Here is a 12,422-nt window from a genome sequence, read left to right as displayed (position 1 = left end):
CCAGCTCACCCGGTTGTCCACAGCGGCCGCCATCGCGGACCGGAACTGTCGGCCCTGCCCCGTACGCTGGTGACCGGGGGCCGGAGGCCGGCCCCGGTCACCGCACCGAGGCCGCCGAGCGGCCAACGCGGTACAGCGCGATGCCGCTCACCAGCGCCCCCACCAACGCCCCCTCGAAGCCGAGCGTGATTCCGACGAGCACGACAACGCCGACAAAGACCGACATCATCAGGAATGCCGCCCGTAATGTCGGCGCCCACCCGCCGATGGCGTGTTCCGCGAACCGGAGGACCCGGTCGCGGATCAGGTAATACCGCAGGTATTTGATCTTGCCCGGCCGCGTCGCCGCAGCAGGCCCCCTAGTGCTCACGTTTCTTAGCTCTCTCGTTCGTGCGGGCTCGAGCACGCGGCGCGGACACGCGGGAAGTCGCGTGTGCGAACCGAAGAGCGCCCCCATGACGCGGCAATCATGGCGCACACGGGTTGTTCAGGTGCGCCTACCCCCGAGTAAGCGTTCAACGGTGTGTTACGAACGATGAACGGCATTTAAAACTTCAGGGTTACTTATCCAGCCCACACCGATACACCTTGTACAAGAATGTGATCGACCGACACAACGCTGTCACCTATGTGGACTACCGCAATTGTGCTCGATTATCGATATCAGGCCAGCCGTCGACGAAGCAGGCAGAACTCGTTGCCCTCCGGGTCCTGCAGGGTGTGCCACGACTCGTCACCCGTCTGCCCCACGTCCGCGGGCCGGGCACCCAGCGCCAGCAACCGCTCCAGTTCGGCGTCCGCGTCGCGGTCGACGGGGTTGACATCGAAGTGCAGCCGGAGCTTGCCGGCCTTGGGCTCCGCGGTGCGGCTGAACACCAGCGTCGGCGCCGGGCCGCCGAAACCCGACGGCGGGCCGATCTCGATGCCGTTGTCGGGCTCCTCGCGACTGAGCTCCACGTAGTCCAGCACCGCGCACCAGAAACGGGCCAGCGCCCCGGGGTCCGCACAGTCCACGACCAACTCCGACAACCGGCAGCTCATGCGGCGATCGTAGCGACGCGACCACGCTCCGTCCGCCGAAATGTGCCACCGCACACCCAGGCTTGTAGGTTAGGCAAGCCTGTCTTTACTGTGTGGAGGTGCCCGCCACCCCACCGCCCGCCGCCAACGGCGTGTCCGCCCGTGAGATCGACGTCGCCTACGGACGTGACGTCGTCGTGCACGCCGCGTCGATCGCGCTCGACGCGGGCACCGTCACGGCCCTGATCGGACCCAACGGCAGCGGGAAGTCGACGCTGCTCCGCGCGCTCGCCCGCCTGCACCCGCCGGTCGCGGGCGAGGTCACGTTCGCCGACGGCGCCGACCTGCGCACACTGTCCGGAAGGGACCTCGCACGCCGGATCACCTTGCTGTCACAGCAAAGGACGGCGCCGGGCGGGCTGTGCGTGCGTGAGCTGATCGAGTTCGGCCGCCACCCGCACCGCTCCCGCTGGGGCGGCCGGGACCCCGAGGGCCCGGCCGCGATCGAGCGGGCCATGGCCCTGACCGGGCTGACGCCGATCGCCGAGCGCCCGGTGCAGGCGCTGTCCGGCGGGCAGGCGCAGCGGGTGTGGCTCGCGAGCTGCCTCGCGCAGGACACCTCGCTGCTGCTCCTCGACGAGCCGACCACCTTCCTCGACCTCCGCTACCAGGTCGAGATCCTCGACGTGATCCGCGACCTCGCCGACGAGCACGGGGTCGGGGTCGGCGTGGTGCTGCACGACCTCGACCAGGCCGCCGCCATCGCGGACCGCCTGCTGTTGCTCGAGGACGGCCGCGTCACCGCGGAGGGCTCCCCGGAAGACGTGCTCACCACCACGAACCTCACCCGCGCGTACGGCATCCGGGTGGACGTCGTCACCGACCCGGTCGACGGGCGGATCCACACCCGCGCCGTCGGCCGCTTCAACGACGTCCGCCTGCGCGCCGCCTCCGCTTGACCCGCACCAGCACATCAGGAGAGAAATGCGTACCACCCGTGTGATCATCGGCCTGTGCGTGGCCACCGCGTTGTTCGCGGCGGGCTGCGGCACCACCGAGGAGGCAGGCGGCAACGAGCCTGCCGCGAGCGGCGGCGAACCGGTCACGGTCACCGACTCGCGCGGCAAGGAGGTGAAGCTCGACGCACCGGCCAAGCGGGTGGCGGTCACCGAGTGGAACGCGGCCGAGTACCTCGTGTCGCTCGGGGTCATGCCGACCGCGGTGTCCGACATCAAGGGCTACGGCCAGTGGTCCAGCGCGGCGCCGCTCGACGACACCCCGAAGGACATCGGCACCCGGGGTGAGCCCAGCATCGACACGCTCGGCTCGCTCGACCTCGACCTCGTGGTCGTCACCGACAGCCTCACCGAGGGCGCGCTCGAGCAGGTCGAGGCGAAGATCCCGGTGATCGTCATCAACGGCGGCGACGCCAAGGACAGCATCGGGTCGATGTTCGCCAACATCGACCTGATCGCGAAGGCGACCGGCACGGAGGACAAGGCCGCGCAGCTCAAGTCCGAGTTCGACACCAAGCTCGCCGAGGGCAAGGCCGAGGTGGACAAGCTCGGCGCGACGGGCGAGAAGGTCGCGTTCGCCGACGCCTGGGTCGACTCCGGCACGGTCAGCATCCGGCCGTTCGTCAAGGGCTCGCTGGTGGCGGACGTGTTCGCGCGGATCGGCCTGGAGTCCCCGTGGCAGATGGAGGGCGACCCGGTGTACGGGCTCGCGCAGGCCGACGTCGAGGGTCTGACCAAGCTCGGCGACGTGCACTTCTGGTACATGGCGAACGAGTCGGAGGGCGACGCGTTCGCGGACGCGCTGGCGAACAACGCGATCTGGAAGAACCTGCCGTTCGTCAAGAACGGCAAGGTGGAGCGCCTCCCCGACTCGCTGTGGATGTTCGGCGGCCCGCGCTCGATGGAGCAGTACGTCGACGCCGCCATCGACGCGCTGAAGGCCTGATACTCCACAGTGGACACCGCGACGATCGCGCGGCCCGCCCCGCCGGAGCTTCCCGTCCGGCGGGGCGGCCGCCTCACACTGCTGGTCACCGGCCTCCTGGCCCTGATCGCGTTCGGCGCCGCGGTGCACCTCACGCAGGGCACGGCGAACCTCGACGCGATGGACGTGCTGCGGCTGGTGTTCGGCGGCGGGAGTGACGACACCGCGGCGGTCGTCATCGAGTCCCGGCTCCCCCGGCTGCTCGCGGCACTCGTCGTGGGCGTCGCGCTCGGGGTGGCCGGTGCGGTACTGCAGTCGGTGGCGCGCAACATCATCGCGTCGCCGGACACGCTCGCGGTCGACGCGGGCGCCCACCTCGCGATCGTCGCGGTCGCCGCGTTCGGCATCTCGCTGCCGCTGCTCGGCGCGGCCGGTGTCGCGTTCGTTGGCGGGCTCGGCGCGGCGATGCTGGTGCTGACCCTGTCCGGCACCGGCGGCACGGGCATCGTGCGGCTCGTGCTCGCGGGCACGGCGATCGCGCTGGCGATGATCGCGATGACACACGTGCTGCTCCTGCTGTTCTCGGAGGAGACCCGCGGCCTGTTCGCGTGGGGCGCGGGCTCACTCGGCCAGAACGGCCTTTCCGGTGTGCGGACGCTGGGCCCGGTGGTGGCGGTCGCGCTCGTGCTGCTGATCGCCCTGTCGCGGCGGCTGGACCTGGTGTACCTGGGCGACGACCACGCGCGGTCCCTCGGTGTGCACGTCGGACGCATCCGGTTCGCGGCGATCATCCTCGCCGTGCTGCTGGCGGCGTCCGCGGTGACCCTCGCGGGCCCGATCGGTTTCGTCGGCCTCGCCGCGCCCGCGCTGGTGCGGTTGCTGACGAACGCCGTGCCGGGCCTGCACCGGCACGCGGCGCTGATCCCGGTGTCGGCCGTGATGGGTGTGGCCCTGCTGCTGGGCGCGGATGTGCTGCTGCGTGCCGTGATCGGCTCGCAGGGCGCGCTCGAGGTCTCGACGGGCGTGGTGACGACGATCCTCGGCGCGATCTTCCTCATGGTGCTGGCCCGCAACATCCGCGTGACCGGCGCGACGTCGGAGCCACCGGCCGCTGGCGCGCGGGGTGGCGTCGGCACGGGCCGGTTCCGGCTGATCCTCGGCGTGCTCGTGGTCGTGGCCGTCGGCGCGGTCGCGGGTTCGGTCCTGCTTGGCGACACGAAGCTGCTGATGGGCGACGTGCTGAACTGGGTGACCGGCCAGGCCGGCCCGATCGTCACGAACGTCATGGAGAACCGGGCGCCGAGGGTGGTGGCCGCACTGCTGGCCGGAGCGTCGCTCGCGCTCGCGGGCGCGGTGATCCAGGCGGTGGCGCGAAACCCGTTGGCGGAGCCGGGGATCATCGGTGTGTCGGGCGGTGCCGGGCTCGGCGCGGTCACCATGATCACGCTGGTGTCCGGGGTGGGTTTCTGGGCGCAGGCAGGCGCGGCGGGGATCGGTGCGGCGCTGGCCATGATGCTGGTGTTCACGCTGGCGGCCCGGGGCGGTTTCGCGAGCGAACGGCTGGTGCTGATCGGGTTCGGTGTGCAGGCGGGTACGCAGGCGCTGGTGACGCTGCTGATCACGCTGTCGGACCCGTGGAACGAGACGAAGGCGCTGACGTGGCTCGGCGGGTCGACCTACGGGCGGTCGTTCGAGCACCTGGTGCCGATGATGCTGGCGGTGCTCGTCGTCGTGCCACTGCTCATCCGCGCACGGGGCGAGCTGGACCTGCTGTCGGTGGACAACGAGACGCCGCGCGTGCTGGGCGTCAACGTGCCGCGGTCGCGCTTGCTGCTGCTGACGTGCGCGGTGCTGCTGACCGGCGCGGCGGTGGCCGGGATCGGCGTGATCTCGTTCGTCGGCCTGGTGGCCCCGCACGCGGCCCGCGCGATCGTGGGCCGGCGGCACGCGCGAGCGCTGCCGGTGGCGGCCCTGCTGGGCGGCATCCTGGTGTGCGTCGCGGACACGATCGGCCGCACGGTGATCGCGCCGAGCCAGCTCCCGGCCGGGTTGATGACGGCGATCATCGGCGCGCCGTACTTCGTGTGGCTCCTGTACCGGAGCCGGGTGCGCAGTGCGTGACCCGGCGCCGGACGACACGCGACTTCCCTGAATCCACCTCGGTTCTCCTGCTGTCCGAGCGGGACTTCCTGGGCTACGGGGAAAGCCGTGGCCTCGGTGACCGCTACCGCGGCGGGAACTCCACGCCGTGTTCCGACTCCGGGCGTGGGCCGAAGATCCGGCGCTCCGACTCGTCGATCGCCACGTCGTTGATGCTCGCCTCGCGCCTGGCCATCAGGCCGTTGTCCGCGAACTCCCACAGTTCGTTGCCATAGCCGCGGAACCACTGCCCCTCCGCGTCGCGGCACTCGTACTGGAACCTGACGCCGATGCGGTTGCGGTCGAACGCCCAGAGGTTCTTGCGGAGCGCGTAGTCCAGCTCCCGCTCCCACTTCCCCGCCAGGAACGCCTCGACCTCGGCGCGGCCGGTGACGAACGTGTCCCGGTTGCGCCACACCGTGTCCGGCGTGTACGCGAGCGCCACGCGGTGCGGGTCGCGCGTGTTCCACGCGTCCTCGGCGGCCTGGACCTTCTTCAGCGCGGTCTCGCGGGTGAAGGGCGGGAACGGCGGGCGGCTCTCCTCGGACATCACACACCTCCACTGAGAACGTTTGTTCTCGCGTAAGGTAGAGAACGTCAGTTCTCAGTGTCAACCGATCACTGCCAAGGGACGTGTGAATGGACGTGCAGACAGCCGAGGACCGCGCGCTCGACGCGGCCGAGGACCTGTTCTACCGCCGCGGTGTGCACGCGGTCGGCATGGACGACATCCGCGACACCTCCCGCGTGTCGCTCAAGCGGCTGTACCAGCTGTTCCCCAACAAGGAACGACTGGTCACCGCGTTCCTTCAGCGCAGGGACGTCCGCTGGCGCGGAGGGCTGACCGACCACGTCGCGCGTGTCGAGGACCCGCGTGAGCGCCTGCTCGCCGTGTTCGACTGGCTGCGCACCTGGTTCGTCGACCCGGACTACCGCGGCTGCGCGTGGATCAACTGCTTCGGCGAGCTGGGCGCCACCTCCCCCGCCGTCGCCGAGGAGGTGCGCACGCACAAGGAGGGCTTCCGCCGCCTGCTGCGCGACCTGTCGGCCGCGGCCGGGTACGACGACGACCTGGCCGAGCAGCTGCTGATCCTGGCCGAGGGCGCGATCGTGACCGCGGCGATCACCGGCGACCCGGCGGCCGCGCACCAGGCGCGCGCCGCTGCCGGGAAGCTCCTCGGCTAACGTCGGGGCATGGAGTACAGGCGACTCGGCAGGTCCGGGCTTGAAGTGTCCACAGTGGTCCTCGGGTGCATGAGCTTCGGGCCGCCCCACCGCGGCAACCACGGGTGGACGCTCGGCCTCGAGGAGTCCCGGCCGTTCTTCCGCACCGCCATCGAGGCGGGCATCACGACCTTCGACACGGCGAACGTGTACAGCGACGGCGGCAGTGAGGAGATCACCGGCACGCTGCTCAACGACTTCGCGCGGCGCGACGAGGTCGTCATCGCGACGAAGGTCAACGGGCGCATGGGGCCCGGCCCCAACGGTGCCGGCCTGTCGCGGGCGGCGATCCTCACGCAGATCGACGCCAGCCTGCGCCGTCTCGACACGGACTACGTGGACCTGTACCAGATCCACCGTTTCGACCCGGACGTCCCCGTCGAGGAGACCATGGAGGCGCTCGACGACGTGGTGCGGTCGGGCAAGGCCCGCTACCTCGGCGCGTCGTCGATGTGGACGTGGCAGTTCGCGCAGCTGCAGCACGCGGCCGACCTCAACGGCTGGACCCGGTTCGTGTCGATGCAGGACCAGTACAACCTGGTCATGCGGGAGGAAGAGCGCGAAATGCTCCCGTACTGCGCCGACCAGGGCGTCGGCGTGTTGCCGTGGAGCCCGCTCGCGCGCGGGCGGCTGACCCGCGACTGGGACGCCACGACCACGCGCTCGGAGAACGACGACTTCGGCGGCACGCTGTACCGGCAGGCGGAGGACGCGGACCGGCGCGTGGCCGCGGCGGTGGCGAAGATCGCGGAGGAACGCGGCGTGTCCCGCGCGCAGGTGGCGCTGGCGTGGCTGCTGCACCAGCCCGCGGTGACGGCGCCGATCGTGGGTGCGACCAAGCCGCACCACCTGGACGACGCGGTGGCGGCGGTGGACCTGCGCCTGTCGGACGACGAGCTGGCGCGGCTGGAGGCCGACTACGTGCCGCACCGCCCCGAAGGGTTCTGATTCTCGACCGCCCAGTCGGCGAGGGCGGAGATCGGCACGAGGAGTGACCGGCCCCGGTCGGTGAGGCCGTACTCGACGCTCGGCGGGACGGTGGGGTGCACGGTGCGCGTCACCAGCCCGTCAGCTTCGAGGGTGCGCAGGGTGCGGGTGAGCATGCGCTGGCTGATGCCCTCGATGGCGCGGTGCAGTTCGTTGTAGCGGTGGGTGCGGCCACCGAGCAGGATGATCACGAGCATGCTCCAGCGGTCGCCAAGACGGCGGAAGAGGGCGCTGACCGGGCAGGCGTCGAGTTCGGTCTGCGGGACCGGTCGCGGCAGTTCGGTGGCGAGCACACTGGTGTGCGTTGCGGACATGGAACTGCCTTCTTTCGCTGGCGCGGCCTGGCTCCCACGATGGTGCCATGACTTCGAAGATCGTGATCGTGGCCGGCGGAACCACCGGGATGGGCCGTGCGACCGCGCTGGCGCGCGCGGCCCGCGGTGACGACGTGACGGTGATCGGCCGGTCGCGGCGGGACCTGCCGTCGTCGGTGCGGTTCCTGCGGGCGGACCTGTCGTCGATCGCGGAGGTCGAGCGGGTCTCGTCGGACATCGCGTCACGGCACGACCGGGTCGACGCACTGGGTCTGTTCGCGAACCGCGTCCAGCCGAAGCGGACGGAGACGGCCGACGGGCTGAAGTACACGTTCGCGCTGTACTACCTGAGCCGGTACCTGCTCGCGGCCCGGCTGGCACCGTTGATGTCGGCCGCCTCGGTGATCGTGAACGTGTCAGGCGTCGGCACGACGAAGGGTGGGATCCACTGGGACGACCCGCAGTTGCGGGCGCGGTACGGCGCGATCCGCGCGCAGCTGCAGGCGGGGCGCGCGAACGACCTGCTGGGCGTGGCACACGCCGGGGACGCGCGGTACGTGCTGTACCACCCCGGGTTCACGCGCAGCGGGCTCGACGGGCACCCGAACCCCCTGGTGCGCGGGGTGTTGAAGACGCTGGCACTGTTCGCCGCGCGACCGGTGGCGCGGTCGGTGGCGCCGGTCGTCGAGTGGATCGAGCACCCACCCGCCGACCGGCTGACCACCAGCGACCGCGGCGAACCCGTTGACCTGTCCGGCAAGGAAGCCGACGCCCGACGGTTGACGACCTACACGCAAGGCCTGGTCACGGCAGCCCGTTGAGGAACGGCTCGTGGCTGTTCTGGAACTCCCATCCGTAGTACCTGTCCCAGTTGATCGACCACGTCATCAGGCCGCGGATGGCCGGTGACGCGCCGCCGCGCAGCGTGTAGCCACCGCAGCTCTGGTTGCGTGCCAGGCAGTTCAGCGCGTCGTGCACCGCCGAGGGTGGCGTGTAGCCGTTGCCCGCGCTGACCGCTGCCGGGAGGCCGAACGCGATCTGGTCCTCCCGCAGCCCCGGGAACGTGTGGCCGGTACGCGCCACCGGGAAACCGGCCTTGACCATGTCGGTCATCGCGATGTGGAAGTCCGCGCCGCCCATGTTGTGGTACTGGCCGTCCAGCCCCATCACCGGGCCCGAGTTGTAGTCCTGCACGTGCAGCACGGTCAGCGCGTCCCGCATCGCGTGGATCACCGGGAGGTACGAGCCCGTCCGATTGTCGCCGCCACCGGCACCGCCGTAGAACTGGTGGCCGACCTGGACGAAGAAGGTCTCCGGCGCCATCGTCAGCACGAAGTCGCTGCCGTAGCGGGCCTTCAGCGACTTCAGCGCGGCGATCAGGTTCACGACCACCGGCGTCGTCGGGTTGCGGAAGTCGGTGTCACCGGCGTTGAGGTACAGCGAGTGGCCCTCGAAGTCGACGTCCAGACCGTCAAGGCCGTACTTGTCGATGATCGCCGCCACCGACTGCACGAACTTGTCGCGGGCCGCCGTGGTCGTCAGCTGTACCTGGCCGTTCTGGCCGCCGATCGACAGCAGCACCTTCTTGCCCTGTGCCTGCTTCGCGCGGATCCCGGCGGTGAAGTCCGCCTCCGACTCCACGTTCGGGCACTCCGCCACCGGGCAGAGCGCGAACCGGATGTCACCGCTCGTCACCGTCGTCGGCTCGCCGAACGCCAGGTTGATGACGTCCCACGCCGCGGGCACGTCCGCCATCCGCACGTACCCGGAGCCGTTGGCGAAGCTCGCGTGCAGGTACCCGATCAGCGCGTGGCGCGGCAGGTCCGCCTGCTGGCAGCCGGTGGTCGTCGCCGACACCGGTGCGCTGCGGGCCGACTCCCCCGCCGCGTTGTAGGCGGCGACGGTGTACGTGTGCGTCGCGCAGGCGCCGAGGCCGCCCACGGTGGCCGACGTGCCGGACACCGTGGTGCGCAAGGAAGATCCCTCGTACACGCGGTAACCGGTCGCGCCGCCGACCGCGGGCCACGACAGGGTGATCGACGACGCGGTCGCGGTGGCCGACGGCGTCCCCGGTGTGGCAGGGGTTCCCGGGTTGCCGCCGCCCGGGCCGTCGAACACCACGTCGTCCGCGTAGTAGGTGCCCGCGCCGTACCAGCCGTGCAGGTACAGCTCGGCCGACGTCTGGCTCGCGCCGCTGGTGAACGTCAGCGACAGCTGCTGGTACGCCGACGGTGCGGCCCAGGTGGACGGTCCGCCGGTCACGCCGAGGTACACCGGGTTGCCGCGCACCCAGGCCGACACCGTGTACGTCGTGCTCGGCCGGACCGTCACCGTCTGTGTGCACTTCCCGAGGTCCGATGCGGAGAGCGCGTAGCTCCCCGAGTGGACCGGCGAGGACACCACCGAGCCACCCGAGCACGACCAGCCGGACAGCGAGCCGGACTCGAAACCCGCGTTGGTCAACAGGTTCGCGGCCGACACCGGCTGCGCGAACACGACCGCCATCAGGAGTGCGGCAGCGGCCGCCACCGCGCGCCTCATGGCAGCGTGTCCAGGTGCGGCGCGACCGTGCGCGCGAAACCGTTGCCGTTGGCGACGTCCCAGTTGATCGACCACGTCATCGCGCCGCGGATCTCCGGGTACGTGCGCGGTGGCCGGAACGAGCCGCAGTTCGTGCCGCGCGCGAGGCAGTCGAGCGCGTTGTTCACCACCGACGGCGCGACGATCCCGCCACCGGCCGCGCCGGGTCCCGCGGGCAGGCCGACGGCGACCTGGTCGGGCCGCAGCCCGTTCTCCAGCTGGATGCACGTGAGGGCGGTGATGAAGTTGACGTTGCCCTGCGAGTACGCGGCCGACTGGTCGCAGCCGAGCATCGAGCCCGAGTTGTAGAACTGCGTGTGCACGACCGTCAGGATGTCCTTGATGGACAGTGCGAGCGCGAAGTACGAGCCGCCGGTGGACTGCATGTCGATCGTCTGCGGCGCCATCGTGATGATCAGGCTCGAACCGACCGCGCCGCGCAGGCTCCGCAGCGCCTGCGCCATGTACGTCGGGTTGAGGCCGTTCTCCAGGTCGATGTCGACGCCGTCGAAGCCGTACTCGGTCATGATCGACCGGACGCTGTTGGCGAAGTTCGCCGCCGACGCCGAGTCGCCGACCGACACCCGGCCCGCCTCACCGCCGACCGACAGGATCACCTTCTTGCCACGCGACTTCAGCGTGGTCACGTCCGCCTTGAACTGGGCGTTCGTGTAGCCGCCCAGCGCGGTCGAGAGCCCGGGGTCGACACCGAACGTGACCGCACCCGGGGTGGACGTGGCCTCCGCGAAGGCCACCGCGACCAGGTCGTACTCGTTCGGCACGGCCGACAGCCGCAGCTCGGTCGCCGGGTTGACGAAGTTGTGCCAGTAGCCGGTGAGGAAGTGGCGCGGCAGGTCGGTCTGCTGGCAGCCGGTCGTGGTGCCGGTGACCGGCGCGCTGCGCGCGGACTCACCGACGGAGTTGTACGCGGCGACCGTGTATGTCCGCGAGGTGCAGGCGGGGAGGCCGCTGAACGTGGTCGACGTGCCGGTGACCGTGGTGCGCAGCGCCGTGCCCTCGTACACGCGGTAGCCCGTCGCGCCGGAGGCGGCGTTCCAGCCGAGCGTGATGGCCGACGCGGTGGTGCCGGTGACGCGCACGTTGCCCGGCACCCCGGGCACTCCCGGTTGCGGGTCGGTGCCGCCGGTGCAGCTCGCACCGTTGATCCGGCAGTTCTGCGGCGCGCCGGAGCCGTTCCCGAGGAACCCGAAGCTCACCGACGCGCCGGGCGCGAGCGAACCGTTGTACTCGCGGTTGGTGAACGTGTGGTGGTTGCCGCTCGAGGTGAGCAGCGCGTCCCAGTAGCTGCCGAGCGTGGTGCCCGGCGGGAGGTCGAACTCGACGCGCCAGCTCGAGATCGACGCCGTGCCGGCGTTGGTGATCGTGTACTTGCCTTCCCAACCGGAGCCCCAGTCGGAGGTCTTGGTGAAGGTCGCGGTCTCCCCGGCGGCGAGCGCGGGGGTCGCGGTGGTGATGGTTCCGGCCAGCCCGAGGACGAGCGCGGCGAGGACCGTGGACAGGCGGCGTCGCATGACAACCTCCGAAACACGCGGCGAGCAGGGGGTGGCCGCGAGGTACTAATTGTCTAGACCAATGCTGCCCAATTTGTCCAGACCTGTCACCGCGTGTAGTCAGGAGGCGTTGACGTGCGCGGCGATGTCCTCGGGGAGCGGGTACTCCTCCTCGACCGGGAGCAGCGCCCGCGCGGTGTCGTCGTCACCAGCGAGGACCAGCTCGTGGATCTCCCGCGCCAGCGGCGTCACGTCGGTCAACCGGACCAGCCATTCGTCCACGTACCGGTGCACGGCCGGGCCCGACAGCCCCACCTGCAGCGACCGGTACGGCAGGGCGGCGAGGCGGAGCGACCGTTCGGGGTCCCACTGGACCCGGACCGGGCTCTCCTTCAGCTGCCGCGACCACTCCTCGCGCGAGGCGTACCGGCCGGGGTCGTGGTGGGAGAGGCACGCGCCGCTCAGCGCTTCCTCGAAGCCGGCGCGCGTGATCTCCACGGCGAGGACGGTTTCCTGGTCCGGCTTGGTGGCCCACCCGCAGCGGTACATCATCCACAGGAACGACGGCTTGATCCAGGTCATCCGGTCGCGCTTGAACGGCGGCACGAACCGGCCCGCGGCGAGCGCGGGGCGGGCGATGCCGGGTGGATAGGCCTGGTAGACGGTGATCGTCTCCGGCGTGTAAAGGGCTCTGATCTTTCGCATG

13 protein-coding genes are annotated in these 12,422 nt (G+C 70.6%); 6 read left to right on the top strand and 7 right to left on the bottom strand.

Annotated elements, in window-relative coordinates; translation table 11 throughout:
• Positions 1-97: 97 nt before the first annotated feature.
• A complete protein-coding gene (locus tag FHR82_RS20530; RefSeq protein ID WP_184812071.1) occupies positions 98-457 on the bottom strand; it encodes a hypothetical protein in 360 nt (119 codons plus the stop codon).
• Between the two features lie 206 nt (positions 458-663).
• Positions 664-1,041, bottom strand: a complete 378-nt coding sequence (locus FHR82_RS20525; protein WP_184812070.1) for a VOC family protein — start codon at positions 1,039-1,041, stop codon at positions 664-666.
• A gap of 98 nt (positions 1,042-1,139) precedes the next feature.
• On the opposite strand from FHR82_RS20525, the gene FHR82_RS20520 reads away from it, so the two are divergent.
• Genes FHR82_RS20520 through FHR82_RS20510 form a run of 3 tightly spaced genes read left to right on the top strand, consistent with a single transcriptional unit; the run spans position 1,140 to position 5,082 of the window.
• Positions 1,140-1,979 carry an ABC transporter ATP-binding protein gene (locus FHR82_RS20520; protein WP_376706427.1) on the top strand — a complete coding sequence of 280 codons (840 nt, stop codon included), beginning with the start codon at positions 1,140-1,142 and terminating at the stop codon, positions 1,977-1,979.
• A gap of 25 nt (positions 1,980-2,004) precedes the next feature.
• Positions 2,005-2,982, top strand: a complete 978-nt coding sequence (locus tag FHR82_RS20515; RefSeq protein ID WP_184812068.1) for an ABC transporter substrate-binding protein — start codon at positions 2,005-2,007, stop codon at positions 2,980-2,982.
• A 9-nt stretch (positions 2,983-2,991) separates the two neighbouring features.
• Positions 2,992-5,082: an iron ABC transporter permease gene (locus tag FHR82_RS20510; protein WP_311771186.1), complete on the top strand. Its 2,091-nt coding sequence runs from the start codon at positions 2,992-2,994 to the stop codon at positions 5,080-5,082.
• Between the two features lie 103 nt (positions 5,083-5,185).
• Here FHR82_RS20510 and FHR82_RS20505 read toward each other — a convergent pair whose 3' ends face one another.
• Positions 5,186-5,650, bottom strand: coding sequence for a nuclear transport factor 2 family protein (locus FHR82_RS20505; RefSeq protein WP_184812067.1), 465 nt, complete (start codon positions 5,648-5,650; stop codon positions 5,186-5,188).
• An 89-nt stretch (positions 5,651-5,739) separates the two neighbouring features.
• Between FHR82_RS20505 and FHR82_RS20500 the strand changes: the two genes are divergently transcribed.
• Both FHR82_RS20500 and FHR82_RS20495 read left to right on the top strand, forming a co-directional pair.
• The gene (locus FHR82_RS20500) at positions 5,740-6,285 is read left to right on the top strand and encodes a TetR/AcrR family transcriptional regulator (protein WP_184812066.1); all 546 of its coding nucleotides are present in this window, start codon (positions 5,740-5,742) and stop codon (positions 6,283-6,285) included.
• Between the two features lie 9 nt (positions 6,286-6,294).
• Positions 6,295-7,272: an aldo/keto reductase gene (locus tag FHR82_RS20495; RefSeq protein WP_184812065.1), complete on the top strand. Its 978-nt coding sequence runs from the start codon at positions 6,295-6,297 to the stop codon at positions 7,270-7,272.
• On the opposite strand, the gene FHR82_RS47525 is transcribed toward FHR82_RS20495, so the two are convergent.
• Positions 7,242-7,625, bottom strand: a complete 384-nt coding sequence (locus tag FHR82_RS47525) for a winged helix-turn-helix transcriptional regulator (protein WP_184812064.1) — start codon at positions 7,623-7,625, stop codon at positions 7,242-7,244. The genes FHR82_RS20495 and FHR82_RS47525 overlap by 31 nt on opposite strands.
• Positions 7,626-7,672: 47 nt before the next feature.
• Between FHR82_RS47525 and FHR82_RS20485 the strand changes: the two genes are divergently transcribed.
• On the top strand, positions 7,673-8,446 hold the full coding sequence (locus FHR82_RS20485; RefSeq protein ID WP_184812063.1) for an SDR family NAD(P)-dependent oxidoreductase: 774 nt from the start codon (positions 7,673-7,675) through the stop codon (positions 8,444-8,446).
• On the opposite strand, the gene FHR82_RS20480 is transcribed toward FHR82_RS20485, so the two are convergent.
• The 3 genes from FHR82_RS20480 to FHR82_RS20470 all read right to left on the bottom strand — a co-directional run bounded on the left by FHR82_RS20480 (position 8,430) and on the right by FHR82_RS20470 (position 12,421).
• On the bottom strand, positions 8,430-10,166 hold the full coding sequence (locus tag FHR82_RS20480) for a chitinase (RefSeq protein WP_184812062.1): 1,737 nt from the start codon (positions 10,164-10,166) through the stop codon (positions 8,430-8,432). The two genes, FHR82_RS20485 and FHR82_RS20480, sit on opposite strands and share 17 nt — an antisense overlap.
• Entirely contained in the window at positions 10,163-11,737 is a 1,575-nt protein-coding gene (locus tag FHR82_RS20475) for a chitinase (RefSeq protein ID WP_184812061.1), read from the bottom strand. The genes FHR82_RS20480 and FHR82_RS20475 overlap by 4 nt, the downstream gene beginning before the upstream one ends.
• 99 nt (positions 11,738-11,836) lie before the next feature.
• The gene (locus FHR82_RS20470) at positions 11,837-12,421 is read right to left on the bottom strand and encodes a DUF4291 domain-containing protein (protein WP_225944088.1); all 585 of its coding nucleotides are present in this window, start codon (positions 12,419-12,421) and stop codon (positions 11,837-11,839) included.
• Position 12,422 lies beyond the last annotated feature (1 nt).

The sequence above is a fragment of the Actinophytocola algeriensis genome, assembly GCF_014203735.1.
GTDB lineage: Bacteria > Actinomycetota > Actinomycetes > Mycobacteriales > Pseudonocardiaceae > Actinophytocola > Actinophytocola algeriensis.
The sequence above is the reverse complement of the archived record's forward strand: the minus strand, read 5'-3'. Positions and strand labels throughout refer to the sequence as shown.

What these genes read in the sequence shown, in the direction of transcription:
- FHR82_RS20530 (WP_184812071.1), bottom strand. Translation starts at nt 457, where the DNA reads ATGGGGGCGCTCTTCGGTTCGCACACGCGACTTCCCGCGTGTCCGCGC.
- FHR82_RS20525 (WP_184812070.1), bottom strand. Translation starts at nt 1,041, where the DNA reads ATGAGCTGCCGGTTGTCGGAGTTGGTCGTGGACTGTGCGGACCCCGGG.
- FHR82_RS20515 (WP_184812068.1), top strand. Translation starts at nt 2,005, where the DNA reads ATGCGTACCACCCGTGTGATCATCGGCCTGTGCGTGGCCACCGCGTTG.
- FHR82_RS20505 (WP_184812067.1), bottom strand. Translation starts at nt 5,650, where the DNA reads ATGTCCGAGGAGAGCCGCCCGCCGTTCCCGCCCTTCACCCGCGAGACC.
- FHR82_RS20500 (WP_184812066.1), top strand. Translation starts at nt 5,740, where the DNA reads ATGGACGTGCAGACAGCCGAGGACCGCGCGCTCGACGCGGCCGAGGAC.
- FHR82_RS20495 (WP_184812065.1), top strand. Translation starts at nt 6,295, where the DNA reads ATGGAGTACAGGCGACTCGGCAGGTCCGGGCTTGAAGTGTCCACAGTG.
- FHR82_RS47525 (WP_184812064.1), bottom strand. Translation starts at nt 7,625, where the DNA reads ATGTCCGCAACGCACACCAGTGTGCTCGCCACCGAACTGCCGCGACCG.
- FHR82_RS20485 (WP_184812063.1), top strand. Translation starts at nt 7,673, where the DNA reads ATGACTTCGAAGATCGTGATCGTGGCCGGCGGAACCACCGGGATGGGC.
- FHR82_RS20480 (WP_184812062.1), bottom strand. Translation starts at nt 10,166, where the DNA reads ATGAGGCGCGCGGTGGCGGCCGCTGCCGCACTCCTGATGGCGGTCGTG.
- FHR82_RS20475 (WP_184812061.1), bottom strand. Translation starts at nt 11,737, where the DNA reads ATGCGACGCCGCCTGTCCACGGTCCTCGCCGCGCTCGTCCTCGGGCTG.
- FHR82_RS20470 (WP_225944088.1), bottom strand. Translation starts at nt 12,421, where the DNA reads ATGCGAAAGATCAGAGCCCTTTACACGCCGGAGACGATCACCGTCTAC.